The organism is Nocardiopsis sp. NPDC006832 (genome assembly GCF_040635885.1).
Classification (GTDB): domain Bacteria; phylum Actinomycetota; class Actinomycetes; order Streptosporangiales; family Streptosporangiaceae; genus Nocardiopsis.
Genome location: NZ_JBEYLC010000050.1, coordinates 1 through 19,356, shown reverse-complemented (window position 1 = coordinate 19,356; position 19,356 = coordinate 1). Strand labels below are relative to the sequence as shown.

The 19,356-nt window shown below is 70.6% G+C and carries 19 protein-coding genes and 2 pseudogenes; 7 read left to right on the top strand and 14 right to left on the bottom strand.

Translation table 11 applies throughout. The annotated features are described in order from the left end of the window. Positions 1-23: 23 nt before the first annotated feature. From ABZ717_RS21400 to ABZ717_RS21375, 6 genes and pseudogenes are all read right to left on the bottom strand, one after another. Positions 24-191: pseudogene (locus ABZ717_RS21400) on the bottom strand (alpha-L-arabinofuranosidase C-terminal domain-containing protein); the annotation flags it as partial. A 68-nt stretch (positions 192-259) separates the two neighbouring features. Next, positions 260-1,696 carry an L-fucose/L-arabinose isomerase family protein gene (locus ABZ717_RS21395; RefSeq protein WP_358513237.1) on the bottom strand — a complete coding sequence of 479 codons (1,437 nt, stop codon included), beginning with the start codon at positions 1,694-1,696 and terminating at the stop codon, positions 260-262. 9 nt (positions 1,697-1,705) lie between these two features. Next, the gene (locus tag ABZ717_RS21390) at positions 1,706-2,401 is read right to left on the bottom strand and encodes an L-ribulose-5-phosphate 4-epimerase (RefSeq protein WP_358513235.1); all 696 of its coding nucleotides are present in this window, start codon (positions 2,399-2,401) and stop codon (positions 1,706-1,708) included. Further along, entirely contained in the window at positions 2,398-4,068 is a 1,671-nt protein-coding gene (araB, locus tag ABZ717_RS21385) for a ribulokinase (protein ID WP_358513281.1), read from the bottom strand. Before araB ends, ABZ717_RS21390 begins: the two co-directional genes overlap by 4 nt. Before the next feature lie 255 nt (positions 4,069-4,323). Further along, entirely contained in the window at positions 4,324-5,511 is a 1,188-nt protein-coding gene (locus ABZ717_RS21380) for an MFS transporter (protein ID WP_358513233.1), read from the bottom strand. A gap of 213 nt (positions 5,512-5,724) precedes the next feature. Next, positions 5,725-6,708 carry a LacI family DNA-binding transcriptional regulator gene (locus ABZ717_RS21375; protein ID WP_358513279.1) on the bottom strand — a complete coding sequence of 328 codons (984 nt, stop codon included), beginning with the start codon at positions 6,706-6,708 and terminating at the stop codon, positions 5,725-5,727. A gap of 807 nt (positions 6,709-7,515) precedes the next feature. On the opposite strand from ABZ717_RS21375, the pseudogene ABZ717_RS21370 reads away from it, so the two are divergent. Next, a pseudogene (locus ABZ717_RS21370) lies at positions 7,516-7,867 on the top strand (ADP-ribosylation/crystallin J1). A gap of 97 nt (positions 7,868-7,964) precedes the next feature. Here ABZ717_RS21370 and ABZ717_RS21365 read toward each other — a convergent pair. Then, on the bottom strand, positions 7,965-8,171 hold the full coding sequence (locus ABZ717_RS21365) for a hypothetical protein (protein WP_358513231.1): 207 nt from the start codon (positions 8,169-8,171) through the stop codon (positions 7,965-7,967). 258 nt (positions 8,172-8,429) lie between these two features. Between ABZ717_RS21365 and ABZ717_RS21360 the strand changes: the two genes are divergently transcribed. Continuing rightward, complete coding sequence (locus ABZ717_RS21360; RefSeq protein WP_358513229.1) at positions 8,430-9,533, top strand: LLM class flavin-dependent oxidoreductase; 1,104 nt, start codon at positions 8,430-8,432, stop codon at positions 9,531-9,533. Continuing rightward, positions 9,530-10,147 carry an FMN reductase gene (locus ABZ717_RS21355; RefSeq protein WP_358513228.1) on the top strand — a complete coding sequence of 206 codons (618 nt, stop codon included), beginning with the start codon at positions 9,530-9,532 and terminating at the stop codon, positions 10,145-10,147. The genes ABZ717_RS21360 and ABZ717_RS21355 overlap by 4 nt, the downstream gene beginning before the upstream one ends. Positions 10,148-10,217: 70 nt before the next feature. Here the strand turns inward: ABZ717_RS21355 and ABZ717_RS21350 are convergent, their stop codons facing one another. The 4 genes from ABZ717_RS21350 to ABZ717_RS21335 form a co-directional block, all read right to left on the bottom strand. Further along, positions 10,218-11,216 (bottom strand): YihY/virulence factor BrkB family protein, encoded by a 999-nt coding sequence (locus ABZ717_RS21350; RefSeq protein ID WP_358513226.1) that lies wholly within the window; start codon positions 11,214-11,216, stop codon positions 10,218-10,220. Between the two features lie 145 nt (positions 11,217-11,361). After that, entirely contained in the window at positions 11,362-11,949 is a 588-nt protein-coding gene (locus ABZ717_RS21345) for a DUF3618 domain-containing protein (RefSeq protein ID WP_358513224.1), read from the bottom strand. Next, entirely contained in the window at positions 11,925-12,365 is a 441-nt protein-coding gene (locus ABZ717_RS21340; protein ID WP_358513222.1) for a phage holin family protein, read from the bottom strand. Before ABZ717_RS21340 ends, ABZ717_RS21345 begins: the two co-directional genes overlap by 25 nt. Position 12,366: 1 nt before the next feature. After that, entirely contained in the window at positions 12,367-12,996 is a 630-nt protein-coding gene (locus ABZ717_RS21335; RefSeq protein WP_358513220.1) for a hypothetical protein, read from the bottom strand. 191 nt (positions 12,997-13,187) lie between these two features. On the opposite strand from ABZ717_RS21335, the gene ABZ717_RS21330 reads away from it, so the two are divergent. From ABZ717_RS21330 to ABZ717_RS21320, 3 genes are all read left to right on the top strand, one after another. Then, on the top strand, positions 13,188-13,871 hold the full coding sequence (locus ABZ717_RS21330) for a maleylpyruvate isomerase family mycothiol-dependent enzyme (protein WP_358513218.1): 684 nt from the start codon (positions 13,188-13,190) through the stop codon (positions 13,869-13,871). A 394-nt stretch (positions 13,872-14,265) separates the two neighbouring features. Next, positions 14,266-14,544 carry a hypothetical protein gene (locus tag ABZ717_RS21325; RefSeq protein WP_358513216.1) on the top strand — a complete coding sequence of 93 codons (279 nt, stop codon included), beginning with the start codon at positions 14,266-14,268 and terminating at the stop codon, positions 14,542-14,544. 94 nt (positions 14,545-14,638) lie between these two features. Continuing rightward, on the top strand, positions 14,639-15,721 hold the full coding sequence (locus ABZ717_RS21320) for a lytic polysaccharide monooxygenase (protein WP_358513214.1): 1,083 nt from the start codon (positions 14,639-14,641) through the stop codon (positions 15,719-15,721). A 114-nt stretch (positions 15,722-15,835) separates the two neighbouring features. Here the strand turns inward: ABZ717_RS21320 and ABZ717_RS21315 are convergent, their stop codons facing one another. Beyond that, entirely contained in the window at positions 15,836-16,429 is a 594-nt protein-coding gene (locus ABZ717_RS21315; RefSeq protein WP_067603267.1) for a flavin reductase family protein, read from the bottom strand. A gap of 50 nt (positions 16,430-16,479) precedes the next feature. On the opposite strand from ABZ717_RS21315, the gene ABZ717_RS21310 reads away from it, so the two are divergent. After that, positions 16,480-17,442, top strand: coding sequence for a threonine/serine dehydratase (locus tag ABZ717_RS21310; protein ID WP_358513212.1), 963 nt, complete (start codon positions 16,480-16,482; stop codon positions 17,440-17,442). 145 nt (positions 17,443-17,587) lie between these two features. Here the strand turns inward: ABZ717_RS21310 and ABZ717_RS21305 are convergent, their stop codons facing one another. Together ABZ717_RS21305 and ABZ717_RS21300 are read right to left on the bottom strand one after the other, a co-directional pair. Beyond that, complete coding sequence (locus ABZ717_RS21305) at positions 17,588-18,484, bottom strand: serine/threonine kinase (RefSeq protein ID WP_358513210.1); 897 nt, start codon at positions 18,482-18,484, stop codon at positions 17,588-17,590. A 116-nt stretch (positions 18,485-18,600) separates the two neighbouring features. Next, positions 18,601-19,044, bottom strand: coding sequence for a hypothetical protein (locus tag ABZ717_RS21300; protein WP_358513277.1), 444 nt, complete (start codon positions 19,042-19,044; stop codon positions 18,601-18,603). Positions 19,045-19,356 lie beyond the last annotated feature (312 nt).

The window sequence follows — 19,356 nt, the reverse complement described above, 5'->3', positions numbered from 1 at the left end:
GGTGGGTCGACCCTGACCGGGGGCAGGGTGATGACGGACCAGGACACGGGCGGCAGGACCGCGGTGAGCGTGCCCTCGGACAGGTGCACGTCCTCGGCCGGTCGAGGGACGACCCGGTCGGGGGCGTGCATGGTGTTGGCGGCGTAGGGGTCCTCGTCGGCCAGGGTTCTGGCGTCGGTGATCGCGCCGGGGGTGGGAGGGCTCCCGGTGGGAGCCCTCCCCAGGGGGTGCGGGCGCCGGGGGGCGCCTGGCCGGCCGCTCAGACCGGGACGTACTCGATACCGGCCAGCTCGCACAGGACACGCCAGTCCTGGGCGATGTGACCGGAGTTCATGACCATGTGGTGGGTGCCACCGGCGCGCAGCCAGGCGTCCATGCAGCTCCGCACGCCCGAGGCGGGACGGAACTGCCCGTAGGGCATCTCCAGGGCGGGCAGTTCGGGGGAGTCCAGGACCTCGCCCTCGGCCACCACCAGACGGAACCGTTCCCCGCCCAGGGAGACCAGGGACGCCAGTGTCGCCGGCCCCGGGCGGTAGCGGAACACCAGGGTGGGCGGGTCGTCCAGACCTCCGATGCCCAGCGGGCGTTTGATCAGCCGTACCGGTTCGTCCTCGCGGGCCAGCCGCCAGTTGCCCTCGCCCATGTGGCTCATCAGGATGGAGTCGCTGGGAAAGTCCATCGCGTACATCTCGGTGAAGTGACCGTCCCCGGCGAGCCGGTGCCCGGCGTAGACGATCGAGGCCGCCAGGACGTCCCCCTCTCCGGCGAAGCCGTACCCCTGGGCCATCAGGGTGGAGGCGGCGGCCATGGGCAGCCGGGCGAAACGCCCGTCCTCACCGATGGCGTCGAAGTGGGTGGAGTAGGCGCCGCACTCCGACTCCTCCAGGAGTCGTTCGATGCCCAACTGCATACGGACGTGGTCCTCGCGTTCCTCCTTGGACAACCGGGTGTCCACGTCGAACACCCCGTCCTCCCAGGAGATGAGGTCGCGCACCGCCTGTTCGGGCAGGTCGGCCATGGCGCGGTGCAGGGCGCCGGGCGCGATCACGTGCACCTCCGGTCCGAGCTTGCGCAACAGCGCGGACTCGTCCACGCGGGCGTCGCCCATGCCGTTCATGGGGTAGCCGAACACGCCCACCCGCAACCGGCGCAGCGCGCTGACGGTGTGGGCCGCCCGAGCCCAGCGGTCCACCCGCTCCGCGAAGTCCGGGCTCTGCCACTCACCGGTGATGACCTCGAAGTCGACCCCGGCCCGGACCATCGCGTTGGCGGTGTCCTGTGCCCCGTGGATGCCCTGGTTGTAGGTCATGTCGTCCATGTCCCAGGCGGCGCTGACGGCGGGGTCGGGCTGGATGTTGGCCAGGGCGACCGGCAGCCGCAACCCGGACAGGGCCCGGGTGACGCGCAGCGAGGGGCCGTAGGTGAGCATGACGACCAGGACGCCGTCGAGCCCCTCGGCCTCGAAGGAACGCAGGGCGCGTTCGGCGTCCTCACGACCACGGACGGGTGGAGCGACCGTCCACTCGGCGACGTCGGACAGGCGATCGGCGACCCGGCCGGCGTAGGCGGCCTGGTGCTCGGTGATCCCCGGGATCATGTCGTCGTAGAGCGGCTGCATGATGCCGAGCAACCCGACACGGGGCCGGTGGGCGCGCACCGCCGGGTTGTCGGTCGCGGGGGGTGTGGGTAGGGGCACGTCGCTTCCTCACTGTCCGTAGGCGTTCTGGTAGCGGTGGTAGAGGGCGTCGACGTCCTCTTGGGGTAGGCGTTCGACGGGGCCGCCCTGGCGGGCGAGGTGGACGGTGCGCGCCACGTCCTCGCACATCACCGCGGCCTTGACGGCGGCGTTGGCGGTGGCGCCGATGGTGAAGACCCCGTGGCCGCGCATGAGGACGGCGGGGGAACGGTGACCCTCCAGGGTGCGGACGACGCCGCGTCCGATGGAGTCGTCACCGATGCGCGCGAAGGGGCCTACCGGGATGTCGCCGCCGAACTCGTCGGCCATCGCGGTGATGGCGCAGGGCACGGGCTCCCCGCGGGCGGCCCAGGCCGTGGCGTAGGGGCTGTGGGTGTGCACGACCCCGCCGACGTCGGGGCGGGCCCGGTAGACGTGGGCGTGGGCGTCGGTGTCGCTGGAGGGTTTGTGCCGGCCCTCGACCAGGGCGCCGTGCAGGTCGCACACGACCATGTCCTGGGGGGTGAGGTCGTCGTAGGACACCCCGCTGGGTTTGATCACCATCAGGTCGGTGTGGGGCACCCGGGCCGAGATGTTGCCGCTGGTCCAGGTGACCAGGTCCCACCGGGTCAGTTCGGCGTGCAGCCCGCACACGTGTTCACGCACGTGTTCCACCTCGGCGCGGTGGCGCGTCAGCAGGCCTTGGATGTCGTCGATGGAGGTCATCGCACTCCCTGGGTGGCGTCGTCGGAGGTGAGCGCGTCCTGTCGCAGGGCCCGCAACCGGTGCAGGCTGTCGGTGCCGCCGCGCCCGAAGTGGTCGTGCAGTTCGGTGTAGACCTCGAACAGGGCGTCGTAGGCCGCGGCCCGGCGCGGATCGGGGTCGACGGTGTCGGGGCGGACCCGGCCCATGGCGGCGGAGGCGGTGTGGACGTCGGGGTGGGCCCCGGCGGCGACGGCGGCGTGGATGGCCGACCCCACGGCGCAGCTGTGCTCGGTGTCCACCACCCGCAGGGGCCGGTTCAGCACGTCGGCGTAGACCTGAAGGACGAAGGGGTTGCGGACCATGCCGCCGCCGATGGTGAGGTCGTGGACCGGCACCCCCGCGGTGGTGAAGGCCTCGATGATGGTGCGGGTGCCGAAGGCGGTGGCCTCCACCAGGGCCCGGTACACCTCCTCGGGGCGGGTGGCCAGTGTCATGCCCACCAGCACGCCGGTCAGGGAGTGATCGACCAGGACCGACCGGTTGCCGCTGTGCCAGTCCAGGGCCACCAGACCGTGCGCGCCCACCGGGGCGTCGGCCGCCTTGGCCGACAACAGGTCGTGGACGGACACCCCGCGTTCGGCGGCCTCCTGGTGGTAGGCCGGGGGCACGTGGGTGTCGACGAACCAACCGAAGATGTCGCCCACGCCGCTCTGCCCGGCTTCGTAGCCCCACATGCCCGGGGTGATGCCGCCCAGGGCCATGCCGCACATCCCCGGCACCTCGGCCAGGACCTCGGAGTTCATCACGTGGCAGGTGCTGGTACCCATGATGGCGAGCATCCGACCGGGCGCCGTGGTCTGCGCGGCGGCCGCGGTGACGTGGGCGTCGATGTTGCCGACGGCCACGGGGGTGCCCTCGAACAGGCCGGTCCAGGCGGCGGCCTCGGCGGTGAGGCCACCGGCCCGTTCGCCCAGCTGGGACAACGGGTGGTCGAGCTTTTCGGCGGCGAAGTCGGCGAAGCGGGGGTCCAACGCGGCCAGGAAGTCCTTGGTGGGCCAGGCGCCGTCCTGGTGGATCCCCTTGTACCCGGCTGTGGCCACGTTGCGGGTCTCGTGTCCGCACAGTCGCCACACGATCCAGTCGGTCGCCTCGATCCAGCGGTCGGCGCGCCGGTAGACCTCGGGGTCGTCGCGCAGTACCTGAAGGGCCTTGGCGAACTGCCATTCGGAGGAGATCCGCCCGCCGTAGCGGCCCAGCCAGGGTTCGCCGCGTTCGGCGGCCAAGGCGTTGATCTCGTCGGCCTCGGGTTGGGCCGAGTGGTGGCGCCACAGCTTGGGCCAGGCGTGGGGGCGCCCGGCGAGGTCGGGGGCCTCGCACAGGGGGGTTCCGTCGGCGGTGGTGGGCAGGACCGTGCAGGAGGTGAAGTCGACACCGACACCGATGACCCGATCCGGGGTGATCCCGGACGCGTGCAGAGCGGCGGGAACGGCTTCGCTCAGGACCCTTCGGTAGTCCTCGGGGTGTTGCAGGGCGGTCTCCGGTTCGAGGGGCTCCTCGTGGCCGGGCAGCCGGTCGGAGATGACCCCGTGGAGGTAGGCGCGTTCGGCGGTGCCGAGTTCCGCGCCGTCGCGGACCCGGACCACGACTGCGCGTCCGGAGAGGGTCCCGAAGTCGATACCGACCACCACGGGGTCGGGGGGAGGTTCGGCGGAACCCGGATTGTTGGCGTTAACATTCGTGGCCAAGGAGAGGTCCCTTCTCGGCTGCGCTCACTGAATGAACCCCTTACGCCACGTGAGGGACGAGGCCATGAGGGGGCTGCTGTGACCTGGCCAACATTGTTGGCGTTAACAAAGGAGGAAGTCAACCCCTCGGGGAAACCGGTTACCGACAGCGAAGCGCCCGCGCCCCGAAGCGGGACACGGGCGCTTGCGCCGGGGGTGTCAGTGGCCGAGGGCGGGTTCGCCGACGGCCTCCTGCTCGGGCTCGGAGGAGCGGTCCAACAACCCCGCCGTCACCGCGATGCCCAGGCCGGCCACGGCCAGCACCGCGCCGATCGCCGCGGGGGAGGCGTAGCCCAGACCCATCGCGATGCCCACGCCCCCGACCCAGGCGCCACCGGCGTTGGCCAGGTTGAACGCGGAGTGGTTGGAGGCCGAGGCCAGACTGGGCGCGGTGCCCGCCCGACTCATCACCAGAACCTGCAACGGGGCGGTCACCCCGAAGCCGACGGCCCCCAGGACGACCACGCCGATCGCGGCGGTCCAGGGGTTGTGCACGGCCACGGTGAACAACGCCAACACGGCCGCCAGGCTCGCGAGGGAACCGTAGATGGTGGGGCGCAGCCAGCGGTCGGCCAATGGGCCCACCAGGAGCGAACCCAAGGTCATGCCCACCCCGAACAGGGCCAGCACGATCGGCACACCGGAGGTGGGCATGCCCGCCAACTCGGTCATCATCGGGGAGATGTAGCTGTAGACCGCGAAGACCCCGGCGAACCCGAACACCGCGGTGAGCAGGCCGAGGACCACCTGTGGCCGGGCCAGGGCGGAGAACTCCCCGCGCAGGCCACCGCTGCGGCCGATCGGCACGTGCGGCACCCAGCGGGCCACACCGAGAACGGTCAGGCCGGCGATGACCGCCACCACGAGGAAGGCGGTGCGCCAGCCGGTGAGCTGTCCCAGCAGGGTGCCGGCGGGCACCCCGACGATGTTGGCGATGGTCAGTCCGAGCATCACTCGCGCGACCGCGGTGGCCTGCCGGCCGGGACCGGCCAGGTGAGCCGCCACCAGCGCGGCCACACCCAGGTAGGCACCGTGCGGAACGCCGGCCAGGAAGCGGGAGACCAACACGGTCTCGTGCGAGGGCGCGAACACGGTGAGCAGGTTGCCCAGCAGGAACACGCCCATGAACAACAGCAGCGCGGTCTTGCGCGGCAGCCGCGTGCTCAACGCGGTGAGCAGCGGCGCGCCCACCACCACGCCCAAGGCGTAGGCGGAGATGAGGTGCCCCGCGGTGGGGATGGGCACACCGAGGTCGGCGGCGACCTCGGGCAGCAGGCCCATGATGACGAACTCGGTGGTTCCGATGGCGAAGGCCCCGAGGGCCAGGGCGAGCAGGGCCAAAGGCATGACAGTGCCTCCCTCTTGCTCAGAGGTGGTCGAGCGACGGGTCGTGGAGTGTGCGCCGAGGGGCACGAAGGCCTGTGGCGGCCGAGAGAACGTGCCTGCCGCCAGGGTCGGGGCGACACGGGTTTGGCACGTGCTAAATCCAGGGTGTCAGGTCTGAGGGGCCCACATCAACCGTGCGGCACGTGATCTGTCTCGCGCCGGGACCGCGTGGACTCAACGGCATGGGGGAGCGGTGCTCTCCCGCATGGTCAGCGTGGGCGCCAACACCACATGGGCGCTGTCGGTACGCCCCTCGTCCAACCGCGCGACCGCCGCGTCCACCGCCAGTTCCGCCATCCGTTCCACGTCCTGGCGGACCGAGGTCAGACCCAGGAACGGCAACCCCGCGACACGACTGTCGTCGTAGCCCACCACCGACACCTCACCGGGAACGGAGTGTCCGGCTCGCACCAGCGTGGCCATCAACCCGCGCGCGCACTGGTCGTTGCAGGCGACCACGGCGGTGGGCAACCGGTTTCGGGCCAAAAGGGTGTTCGCGGCCCGGGCCCCGGCGGCCTCACCATAGACACCGGGCAGTACCTCGGCCCACTCGCCCAGACCGTGGTCGCGCATGGCCGTCAGGTAACCGTCACGGCGCTCGGGCGCCCCGGGCGATTCGCCGCCGTCCACGTGCACGATGTCCCGGTGTCCCAACGAGACCAGGTGATCCACGGCCAGCCGGGTCCCGGCCGCGTCGTCGGTTCGGATGCTGTCGGTGTCGACCGCTCCGCTGCGCTGCCCGATCTCCACCACCGGTACCCGGGACGCCACCCGAGCCAGATCCTCGGGGGCCTGGGCCGACAGACCGATCAGCACCAGCGCCTCACAGCGCAACCCCACGAGGTCGTCGATGGCCCGGCGTTCGGTGCGCGTGGCCATCAGGGCGCTCAGCACCACGCTGTACTCCTGCAGGGCGGCCGCCGCGTACAGCGCGCCCACCAGGTCGGTCTCCATCGGGTGCGCCATCGTGAACAGCACCCCCAGTTGGCGGCTGCGGGCCCGGCGTAGCAACTGCGCGGCGGTGTCGACGCGGTAGCCCAACTCCTCGGCCGCGCGCAGTACCCGCTCCCGGGTCCGGGCGCTGGGTCCGGGCCGATCGCCCAGCACCAGGGAGACCAGCTGCCGGGAAACGCCCAGATGCGCGGCCACGTCGGCCATCGTCGGCCGACCGCCGCTATCGTTCCCCGTCACCTTCGGTCTCCTCCCGTGCAGGCGCATCGTACCGCCGTCCACGAACACCCGCCGCACAAGGCGAACCGATGCCCTGAACCGGGTGTGGGTCGGTGCGGATCGGCGCGGGACGGGCGTCGTCTACGAGGCCTTCTCCGAGAGGGGCCGGGTCACGGTTCACGCACCGATGGGCGGGCGAGTGAGTACGGCCGATCGGGAGTGGGACGTCCCGGCCGGACACGAAAAAGCGGGGGCGCGCCGTGCGGCGCGCCCCCACCGGGTCTGGTCGGCCCCACGTCCCCCAACGTGGGGGCCGACCTCGCGGTCCGCCACCGAGAACGGTGGGGCCGCTGGGAGGCGAATACGGTGATGGTTTCGTGTCGGAAACCCCCATTTACGACACGAGCACTCGTATTCGCTTGGTCTGGGCCGGGTCCCACGTCCCCCAACGTGAGACCCGACCGGCGCGGCCTACGCACGGAGTGCGGTCTGGCCGCTGGGAAGGCGGATGCAGCGATGGTTTCGTGTCGGAAACCCCCATTGCCGACACGAGCGCGTGCATCCGCGCATGGTCTGAAGGTGATGTCGAAGCTTCTCACAGACGCTGGTGGGATTTTCGGGGTCGGGGTTCGGTCTGGGGTGCTTCACCTGTGATAACGCTTCGTACAGGTGGAGTGTTCCCGCCTGTACGAACGAATTTACGGGGTCGTCGGTAAAAACCGTGTGCATTGTGGGGCACGGGTTGTCCATACTCTTCGAGATTTCGGTCGGGGAAGAGGGGGACGATGGTCGACGATGGTCGCGGCGACCTTCGACCCACCTGTTGGGCCGACCACCCCGTGGCGCCCCACCGGGCCCGTGGAACTCGCTCTGGTCAGGGATCCCGGTCGGCGCGAGTGGGCCCCAAGGCTGCCCGGGCAGCCCATCTTCCACCCCGTCCTGAACGAGGACCACGCCGTTCGGATCGCCCGGGAGTGGAACCCGCCACGCGCTGGTGAGGGCCGCGTCACCCGATTTCGTGTGGAGCCCTCGTTCCTGTCCCGCCACCCGGTGCGGCGGGCGCACGCACGGTCCCGGGGTTGTGGGTGTCGGCGGCGGAATCGGCCTGGTTCAAGCGCACATCCATGGAACGACCGAACCGGTGTGATCCTTCCCGCCCGAGGCCTTGCGGCCCGCGTTCGGAGGATTGTCAGGTACGAACACTGGGCCCGGCTCGGATGCCGGGCCCTTCGTGTGCGCGGAACTCAGCGTGGCTCGGCGGTCGACTCGCGTTCCTTGAGGGTGATCAGGACCTCGCCCAGGGCGTCGGCGAGCACCACCGGCTCGCGAGTGCGCTCGGTCGTCTCCTCGCCGGGGTGGAGTGGGCGACGCTGCCGGGGCACGGCACGGTGTGGGGTCGGTGAGGTGGTGGGGTGATGGGGCTTCCGTCGGGGGTCGAGGGTGGTGGCCATGGGGGTGTCGGGCGCTTCGGGGAGGCGCCCTTCTCCTTTCCCGCACTCGTCGGGCCGGTCTGTGGCCCGCTGTGACGGTGTCTTCACCTGTCTCACCAGGGGTATCACGCGATAGTGACATTTGGTGGATACGGAGCGTGCCTGTGGATGAACGCGGGCCCTCGAAGATCGATGGAATACCCGGCCCCACGAGCTGGTTCGACATGATAGTTTCATAGTAAGTAATTTCCTTGGAAGCTAGATGGATCGGGGAACGCCATGCAGTTCGGAATCTTCTCGGTCAGTGACGTCACCACCGACCCCACCACGGGACGCACTCCGACCGAGCACGAGCGGATCAAGGCGATGGTGGCCATCGCGCTCAAGGCCGAGGAGGTGGGCTTGGACGTCTTCGCCAGCGGCGAGCACCACAATCGCCCCTTCGTGGCCTCCTCGCCCACGACCATGCTCGGCTACGTGGCGGCGCGGACCGAGAAGCTCATCCTGTCCACCTCCACCACGCTGATCACCACCAACGACCCGGTGAAGATCGCCGAGGACTTCTCCATGCTCCAGCACCTGGCCGACGGTCGGGTGGACGTGATGATGGGTCGCGGTAACACCGGCCCGGTCTACCCCTGGTTCGGCAAGGACATCAGACAGGGCATCCCGCTGGCGCTGGAGAACTACAACCTCCTGCACCGCCTGTGGCGCGAGGACGTCGTCGACTGGGAGGGCAAGTTCCGCACCCCGCTGCAGGGCTTCACCTCCACGCCGCGACCGCTGGACGACGTGCCGCCGTTCGTGTGGCACGGCTCCATCCGCAGCCCGGAGATCGCGGAGCAGGCCGCCTACTACGGTGACGGCTTCTTCCACAACAACATCTTCTGGCCCGCCACCCACACCCGTAAGCTCATCTCGCTCTACCGGCGCCGCTTCGAGCACTACGGCCACGGGAGCGCGGACCAGGCGATCGTCGGACTCGGCGGTCAGGTGTTCATGCGCAAGAACTCCCAGGACGCGGTCAAGGAGTTCCGTCCCTACTTCGACAACGCGCCGGTCTACGGCGGTGGCCCCTCCCTGGAGGACTTCACCCGTGAGACCCCGCTGACCGTGGGCAGCCCGCAGGAGGTCATCGACCGTACTCTGGGCTTCCGGGAGATGTTCGGCGACTACCAGCGCCAGCTCTTCCTGATGGACCACGCCGGACTGCCGCTCAAGACGGTCCTGGAGCAGCTGGACCTCCTGGGCGAGGAGGTCGTCCCGGTGCTGCGCAAGGAGTTCGCCGCGATGAAGCCCGCCCACGTGCCCGACGCGCCCGACCACGCCTCGCTCCTGGCCGCCAAGGAGCAGACCGCCACGAAGACGGAGGAGACCCGATGACCCGGAAGCTGGTGACCGTCACGGCGGGGATGAGCAACCCCTCCTCGACCCGTCTGCTGGCCGATCGTCTGACCGCCGCGGCCGAGGAGGCCCTGGTCGAACGTGGCGAGAAGGTCGAGGTGCGCGTCGTGGAGCTGCGCGAGGTGGCCCACGACATCATGAACGCCATGACCACCCGTGTGCCCACCGGTGAGCTGCCCGGGGTCCTGGCCGACATCGCCGACGCGGACGGGATCATCGCGGTGACCCCGGTCTTCAACGCTTCCTACAGCGGCCTGTTCAAGTCGTTCTTCGACGTGATCGAACCCGGCACGCTGGACGGCACCCCGGTGTTGGTCGCCGCCACCGGCGGCAGCCCGCGTCACTCGCTGGTGCTGGAGCACGCGCTGCGGCCGATGTTCTCCTACACCCGCTCGGTGGTGGTGCCCACGGGCGTCTACGCCGCCTCCGAGGACTGGGGAGCGGGGGACAGCGGTGGACGCGAGCTGTCCGAGCGCGTCGAGCGGGCCGCCCGACAGCTGGCGATCCTGGCCACCGAGCACACCTCGGACAAGGCCGATCCCTACGAGGAGCCCACGTCGTTCGCGGACCTGATGTCCGGTCTGGGCGCCTGAGCGGGGCCGGTCCCCGAGAACACGACACGTGTGGGCTCCTCAAGGAGCCCACACGTGCCCTCCGTCCGCCTCAGCCGTGTTCTCGCCGAGGCTTCCCGCCCTTCTTCCCCTTCGGGCGGTCGCGCATCTCCACGTAGGGCTCCTCCTCGGGGGGCTGCCCCGCCTCCTCCGCGCGCCCGCGCTCGATCTCGGCGTTGAACTCCTCACCGAGCAGGATCGCGATGTTGCTGATCCAGAGCCACACGAGGAAGATCACCACGGTCGCCATGCTCCCGTAGGTCTTGCTGTAGGAGGCGAAGTTGGCGACGTAGAAGGCGAACGCCAGCGAGGCGACCAGCCAGATCAGCACCGCGAGCAGACTGCCCGGGCTGACCCAGCGAAAGCCGCGCTTGGCGTTGGGCGAGGCCCAGTACAGGAGAGCGATCATGAAGGCCATGAGGAGCAGCAGCACCGGCCACTTCGCGATGTTCCACACCGTCACCGCGGTGGGCCCCAGACCGACCAACTGTCCGACGCGCTCGGCGACCCCGCCCGAGACCGCGACAGCGAGCACGGTGACGGTGATCAGGACGACCAGCATCAGGGTGACGCCGACGCGGATGGGCAGCGTCTTCCATATGGGACGCCCCTCCGGTACGTCGTAGACGACGTTGGACGCCCGCATGAAGGCGGCGATGTACCCCGAGGCCGACCACAGGGCCACGGCCAGGCTGACGATACCGACGAGGCCGGCGACGCCCTGACTGCCCTGGAGGTTCTCGATGGCGGTGTTCACCAGCCCGGCCACATCCGGGGGCAGGAGCGCGGAGGCGTTCTCGGTCAGTGTCCGGGTGGCGTCCGGCCCGGCCAGACCGAGCAGTGACACCAGTACCAACAGTGCCGGAAAGAGCGAGAGGATCGCGTAGTAGGTCAGCGCGGCGGCCAGGTCGCTCACGTTGTCCGCGCTGAATTCCCGGAACGTCCTACGCAGGGCGCCCCACCACGAGGACTTCGCCATGCGGGTCGGAGCCGTGGCCTCTCCCCTCGGAGCGCGCTCGCCGCCCCGTGTCTGATCGCTCTGCCGGACCATCGGTCACTTCCCTTCTCCGCTCCTCGCCATCTCGCCGGTGCCGTCGACGAAGGGCGTGGTCGCGCTCCGCCGCCTCGCCCACCGCGGCCGAACCGGGCGGGGAGACGACGCGGGCACGACCGGCGGTCGGAGCCTTCCGCGCGGATCAGGAACCGCGCATTTCCTCCGACGCGCCCTTCGCCTGGTGTTGGGCCTGCTCACCGGTGGAGCGCGCCCTCTCCGAGGCGCTCTCCTTCAGGTGCTCTCCGGCGTCGCGGGCCGAATCGGTGGCCTGTTCCTTCACCCGGTTCACGGACTGGGAGACCGCCTGTTCGACCGGCTCGATCATCGAGCCCGCACGGTCCTGGATCTGGCGGGCGGCCTGCCGCTCCGCCCTGCTCTCGGAGATGAGCGAGGCGGCCAGCAGACCGGCGCCGAAGGCGATCAGTCCTGCGGCGAGCGGGTTGCCCCGGGTCTGCCGGACGGCCTGCTGGGGAGCCGACCTGACCGCGTCGGTCATCTGCTCGGCGTTCTGTCGGATCGAGCTCCCGGTGGAGCTCCCACCCGACCCCTGAGACGGAATCGATCCCATGACGCGATCCTTCACTTCCCCGGCCTTGCGGCGCATCCGGTGGGTGCGACGGTCGATCGCCTTACGCGGGTTGGCGCGGTCCACCAGCCGGTCGGTGTCCTGGGTCAGCTCCGCGCGCGTGCGCTCGATGTCCTGCCTTATCCGGTCGGATGTTTCACCCATTGGGCGTCCTCCTTCAGAGTCTCGATGGTGCGCTCGGGTGTGGGTGAGACCTCGCGCATCCGCTTACGTCCGATGACGAACATGACCGCACCCGCGATCGCCCACAGCACCGCCACCACCAGGGCGGACCAGCCCAGCCCGATGAGTTCGGCGAGGCCGAACACCGCGGCGAAGCTGAGCAGGATCACCGTCATGTAGCCCGCGAACCCGGCTCCACCGAGCAGCCCCGCGGCCTTGCCCGCCTTGGCGCCCTCCTCACGGAGCTCGGCCTTGGCCAAGGCGATCTCCTGGCGGAACAGCGTCTGGAGGTCGGTCGTCACCACCCCGACGAGTTCGGACAGGGACCGGTCGTCCTGGTCCCACTCGCGCCGGATCCGGTCCTGTGTGCCCGGTGTGGGCCTGGGAACCGTCGCCATGTCAGATCCCCCCTCCTTCCGGATTCCGCCCCAGCCTCTCGGAGGCCACGCCGGGAGGGATCGTCTCGCCCGCGGACGGGCTGCCCTGCCTGGGCAGCGAAGCGGGCTCCCGGCTTTGGACCGAGGAGGAGCCCCGCCCCGATCCCTCGGAACCTCCCTGTTCGGAGCCCTCGGGGGACACCTTGAGGATGCGTCCGAGTGCGAACCCGGCCACCGCGGCTCCCACGAGGAAGGCCATCGGCTTGCGTCTGGCGAAGTCGCGGGCCTCGTCCAACAGACCGTTCACGCCCCGCTCGTCCAGGAAGTCCGCGGTCCCGCGGCCGCCTTCCGCGACCTGGCGCACCACGTCGCCCACGGGCGAGTCCGTGTCCGCGTGTTCGGCCATGGACTCCAGTTCCTGTGACCACTGGCGCAGGTTTCCCGAAGCCTTCCTGGTCTGATCCTCGGCCTCTTCCCGGAGGCGCCCCTGGACGTCGTTCATGACGTGCCCTGTCTCCGAGCGGGCCTCACCGGCGAAGGACCGTGCCTGCTCCTTCGCGGTGGACGCGACCTCGCCCGCGGCCGCGCGAGCCGCTTCGGTCTTCTGGCCGCCGCCGCTGTCGGGTCCACCGGACCCATCCTGCGAGTGCATCACCACAACCTCCTCGGATCGGCTGGTCATGCGGTTGGGAGCGCGCCTACCCTCGCGCTCGCATCGATACGCATGAGAAGACCGCGGATGTGTATTCCTGGACTTCTTTTGTCATTTCCTTTCCCCGGAGGAAGCCTTGCCGGAGACGGTGGACCGGACCTGCCCCTAACAGTGTTAGGTAGGGTTGGACGATGGACTCCGCGCTCATCTACCAGCAGGCCCAAGACCGTCTCGTCGCCTTGGCCGCGGGCCTTGACGAGGCCTCTCTCGCCACCGTCGTCCCGGCCTGCCCCGCCTGGGACGTTCGCCAGACCTACGCCCACATGGCCGGCCTCTGCGTCGAGGTCGTGCAGGGCCTGGTGACGCCCCCGGCCAGTGACGAGGTCACCGCCCGTCAGGTCGCCGACCGTGCCGACGAACGCATCGACGAACTCACCGCGGAATGGGTCGAGGGCGCGCCCGCCCTGCTCGAACTCATGCGCACCCGGACCCGGCTGCGTTACTCCCTACCGGCGCTGGACACCTGGCACCACGAGAACGACATCCGTGGCGCGCTGGGGATGGAACCCCAGACCGAGGGCGCCGACCAGCTCGCCGCCTTCGTACTGGGTGGCCTGGCCCGAGGCTGGCCCGCCGACCGCCCCTCGGTACACGTGAAGGCCGCCGACACCGGCCAGGAGTGGCGGCTGGGGGAGGGCGACGCCGAGAAGGGGGCCGACCTCGGCCTGAGCGCGAGCGCCTTCGAGCTGGCCAGGGCGATCACCGGGCGGCGCAGCCTCGCCCAGATCCGCGCCCTGGACTGGGACGGCGACCCCGCCGGGGTGGCGCACCTGCTGCCGACCCTGCCCGCCCCGGAGGGTGACCTGAGGGTCTGAGGACGGTCGTGGCGGATCCGTGGAGCCGGGCGGTGCCACGGATCCGCCACGTCACTTCCAGGTTCCGGTCGTGGGAGTGTTCCGATTTTTCTCCGGTCACACCCATTGCCGGGCAACATCAATGGTGTTAACTTTTCGGCACCGCTTATGGGAGCGCTCCCGAACGGGGGGAGCCCTCCCATGGGCGGCGGACCACATCGACGCCCACACCACGTTCCACGTGCCCGAACGGTCGCGCCAGGCCCCGCCGCTGCCGCATCCGGATCCACCACGCATCCTCAGACCCGCACACCTTTCGGCCCCCCGCCCCCGGATCTTTCGCACGGTTCGGAGGTGGGCGCCCACCCGCGGTAACCACCAAGGGCATCGAAGGGTCATCCCCGAGGAGAATGATGTGATCAATCAGAAAGCAGGGCGCCGACACGGAAGGCGCCCCGCCCTCTCCGCGGCCATGGGCACGACGCCTCCCACGAACGGCCTCACGGTCGTCCCCCAGAACACCCCCGCCACCTCACCGGCCGAGCCGGTCCCCACCCATTCGGACGGCGGGCCCGCCCCCGAGTTCACCCATCACCGCTTCTGGTCGCAGGTCGACGTGGTCACGGCGCCGGCGTCGCACGGCGAGCCGTTCGGCGACGAGGACGACACGGAAGAGGAGGGCGCCGAGGACTGACGTTCCACCGGCCCCGAGACCCTTTCCATCCCCCACGCCCGGCCGCGTGAACACCCCCCGCACGCGGTCGGGTCCCGCCCCGAAGGGACACACCATGCGCACACCCACCATCGTCGGGACGATCGCGACCGCCGCGGCCGTCGGAGGCATCGCCGTCGCCGGGGTGCTCGTCGCCCTGCCCGACACCGCCGAGGCCCACGGCGCGTTCACCTACCCGGCCAGTCGCACCTACGCCTGTTTCGACGACGCTACCGGCGGCACCGGCGGAGGCGCGCTGGACCCCACCAACGAGGCCTGCGCCGACGCCCTGGCCGAGGGCGGGGACTACGCGTTCTGGAACTGGTACGGCAACCTCGTCCCCGACTCCGACGGACGACACCGCGAGTACGTGGCCGATGGGGAACTGTGCGGTCCCGGCGAGGACTTCGCCGCGTTCAACACGCCCCGCACCGACTGGCCCACCACACACCTGCCGGCGGACGAGACGGTCGAGTTCCGGCACAACGCCTGGGCCCCGCACCCGGGCACCTTCTTCACCTACGTGACCGAGGACGGCTTCGACCCCGAGGCCCCGCTCACCTGGGACGACCTGGAACTCATCGACGAGGTGGTCGACCCGCCGCTGCGCAGCGGCGGCGACGCCGGAGCCGAGTACCACTGGGACGTCGCCCTGCCCGACAAGGAGGGGCGCCACATCGTCTACGTGGTGTGGGAACGCTCCGACAGCCCGGAGGCCTTCTACAACTGCTCCGACGTGGTCTTCGGCGACGAGGAACCGGCACCCACCGACGGACCCACCACCGAACCCTCGGACGGACCCACCACCGAACCCGAACCCACGGAGGCGCCGGCCGAGGAGTACTGCACCGCCGAGTACACGGTCGTCGACCAGACCGACGACCGGTTCGAGGTGGAGGTCGAGGTCACCGCCGGAGCCGAGGGCGTGGACGGCTGGATGGTCGACTGGGTGTTCGCCAATCGCCAGGAGATCCTGGACATGACCGGCGCCACCTGGGTGAACCACGGCGCCCACTTCGAGGCGACCGGGACCGAGGAGCACAGCGCCCTGGAACCGGGGGAGAGCACCGTCTTCGAGTTCACCGGAGCCCACCAGGGCGTCAACATCGAACCCAGGGTGGCCTGTCAGGAACCCGTCGACCACGAGCACGACCACTAAAGCCCCGGGGGCGCGCGCACGGGGTGCGCCCCCGGCCCCTTCGGGCGTCCGGCCCACCCACTCCTCCACGGGTCGGACGCCCACCACAGGGCACGGTTTTCGAGGCCGAGGACCTCAAGGGTGGTAGGGCAGGCGGTCGAGTGCCCGCACCTCGCCCAACGTGGACCACTCGTTGCGTCCGAGCCGGGCCAGGGGTCGCAGCAGGGTGATCTCCGGGTGTCCGTCCACCAGGGCTTCCGGCGCCACGGCGACGCGCAGCACCCGGCCGAACACCACGGTGGAGTCGCCCAGCCCCACGGTGGAGTGCAGCCCGCACTCCAGGGCCACGGGTGAGGCGGCCACCCGGGGCGGGCGCACCTGCGCGCTCGCCTCCCGCTCGATCCCCAGCGCGTCGAACTCGCTGGTGTTCGCCGGGTAGGGGGTCCCACTCGCGTTCACCTGGTCCTGTAGCGGTTCCGCCGCCAGGTTGATCACGAACTCGCGGGTGTGCTCCACGTTGCGCAGCGAGTCCTTGCGACCCACCGAGGTGAACTGCACGATCGGCGGCTCCACACAGGAGAGGGTGAAGAAGGAGTGCGGGGCCAGGTTGTCCACGCCGTCCGGGGACGTGGTGGAGACCCACGCGATCGGGCGGGGGACCACCACCGACGTGAGCATTTTGTAGAAGTCCCGGCCGGGAAGGTCGTCAGGGGTCCATTCGGTACGCATCACATCCGAGTATTCCGTGTGCGGCGACCGGACGGGGGCATACTCGCCGCATGCGATTGGTCTCCGTCGAGGACGTCCGTGCCGCGGCCACCAGAATCCACGGACACGTGGTGCGCACACCCCTCACCGTGGGGCCGAGCACCGAACGGCCCTTTCTGCTCAAACCCGAGAGTCTGCAGCCCACCGGCGCGTTCAAGCTACGCGGGGCCACCAACGCCGTGGCACGACTCGACGACACCCAGCGCGAACGCGGGGTCATCACCCACTCCTCCGGCAACCACGGTATGGCCCTGGCCCACGCCGCCGCCCGGCAGGGGGTGACCTGCACCGTGGTGGTGCCCGAGGGCGCCCCGCGGATCAAGGTGGAGCGCATCCGGGCGATGGGCGCGCGCGTGGTGCCCGTGTCCCCGGCCGAACGCCTCTCCACCGCCGAGGACCTGGTCGAACGCGAACGTCTGGCGTTCGTGCCGCCCTTCGACGACGCGCGTGTGATCGCCGGTCAGGGCACCGTCGGCCTGGAGATCCTGGAGGACTCCCCGGAGGTCACCACCGTGGTCGTGCCGGTGGGCGGGGGAGGGCTGGCGTCGGGGGTGGCCACCGTGGCCCGGGCCGTGAGCCCGCGCCGGACGCGGGTGGTGGGTGTGGAACCCGAACTGGCGGCCGACGCGGCCCAGAGCCTGCGCGAGGGCCGCATGGTCACCTGGGAACCCGAACGCACCGGCCGCACCATGGCCGACGGGGTACGCGTGTGCCTGTCGGAGTTGACCTTCGCGCACCTGTCGTCGCTCCTGGACGAGATCGTCACCGTCGGCGAGGACGAGATCGCCCACGCGGTGGGCGCGCTGGCGCACGGTTCCCGACTGGTGGCCGAACCCAGCGGAGCGCTGGCCGCGGCGGCGCTGCTGTCGGGCAGGATCGACACCGTCCCGGGGCGGCCGGAGGCGACGGTGGCGGTGGTCTCCGGTGGCAACGTCGACCCGGCCCTGTTCACCCGCCTGGTCGGCACCGGCTGAGTCCCGCCCGGGCCTTCCAACAGGCGATGGGGTCGGTCTGGTACCACGAGCGCTCCCACCCCGCCATGAGCGGGATGGGAGCGCCGGACCCTGAGCGGGATCCTCGATGACCGGAGCGCGCCCGCGAACCCCCGGCCCCTTCAGGTCAGGCCGCGCGCCAGCGGAAACGTTCGTCCTCGGCGGTGGTCGTGCACTGCATCAGCGTCCCCTTGTTCGTGTGGCCGAACTGCCAGTGCTGCGAACAGAACGCCCCGGGGTGCACGCCCGGTACCGGGGCGGGTTCCGGCTGCGGCTCGGGTTCGGGCTCGGGTTCCGGCTCCGGCTCGGGTTCCGGCTGTGGCGTGGGCTCGGGGGCCGGCTCGGGCGCCGGGCGGGGATCACCGATCCGCTCAGGACAGTCCTGGCCGTTGGAGACCACGAACAACTCCACCCGGAGATCGTCGTCGAACGGGGCCCTCGCCTGTTCGGGCCGTTGTCCGCACACCTCGTGGTCGGTGGTGCCCTCGGGATCGTCGACATCGCCGAACGCGCTCCGCGCCACCACTGTCAGGCCCGTGTCCTCCACCCAGGAGCGGGACTCATCGGCGTCGTCCCCGGCGAAGTCCGGCAGTTCGGGCCAGTCCTCGGTGGATTCGTCATCACCGCAGTCCACGCCCTCGGGGGCCAGCGTCAGGTCGGCGGTCTCCTCGACCACGTCCTGCCCGCACACGACCAGCGCCGAACGGGTCCACTCCGCGTCGTCACCGCTCGCGGCGAGCAGCAGTTCGCCGAGTTCCAGTTCGGACCCGTCGAGCAGTTCTTCGGCCTCCGGCAGGTACAACCCCACCAGCTCGGGTTCGGTCTCCTCGGGTGAGGGCGACTCGGCCACCTCCACGGTGGCGGGGTCCTCCTGTGGGGGCGGCAGCGAGCCGAGCACGACCAGGCCGATCAACCCGAGGGCGCCCAGGCCCGAGCAACCGGCGCAGCCCAGACCGATCGTGGCCAACGGGTGCGGTTTCTTGGAACCAGGGGATGGCGGGGGCAGGGATGGGGGCGCGGGCATGTCGGCTCCGTCTCAAAGGTGAGGGGGACGGCGGAGCGAGCGCCGATCACCGCGCCACGAAGGCGTGGTGGTGGCCCGACATTAGCGAAACAAACGTCATGAGACGGGCGGAATCGTCATATTCGTCGCCGGTCTCGGTCCGTCTCCTGCTCGGGGTCCTTCGCGTCGGGGCCGGTGATCTCGGCTTCGGGCGGCCCCCCGACGATGAGACCGAAGGCCACGTGATCCACCAGCAGGGCCAGCCGCTCCTGTGGCCGATCCCTTCGTGCGTGGGCCAGGCCGAGCGTCGGTGCCAAGACCAGCTCGAACAGGCCCCAGGAGAGGACCCCGTAGAGCGGGCCGGTCAGCCTGTGGCCTCGCAGTCGCCCAGGCACGAGGCCGAACGCCGCGCCCGCGGCCGCGCCGTAGCTCCAGTGCGTCAGTTCGATGGCCGCGGTGCGCCGATGTTCGGGCACCTGGCGCAGCAACGTCGGCACCCCCTCGCGCAGCATGGCCTCGGGAGGGGTGCGTTCGATCATTCCCAGACCCACCGCGGCCTGTCGCATTCCGCTCATGGCCATCGCGCCGACGACGCCTCTGAGCGCCCCCTTCATCCAGGGTCGACGTCCCACTCGATTCGTTCGTCCACTCATCGCCCTCCCCTTCCTCGTGTCGACCTCCCCGACCGGTCCGTCCTCCGCTCACCCCCGTCACTCAGTCGAACAGGGGGTCCGATGTCGAGGCTCTGCCTCCGGAAGCAGAGGACGGGGAGCGGCTCCGGCAAGTGTCGGTGACCGGGGCCGGGGGGGGGGGGGGGGCCCGCCCCCCCCCCCCCGGGGGCGCCCCCCCCCCCCCCCCGCGGGGGGGGGCGGGCGCCGCCGGGGGGGGGCGCC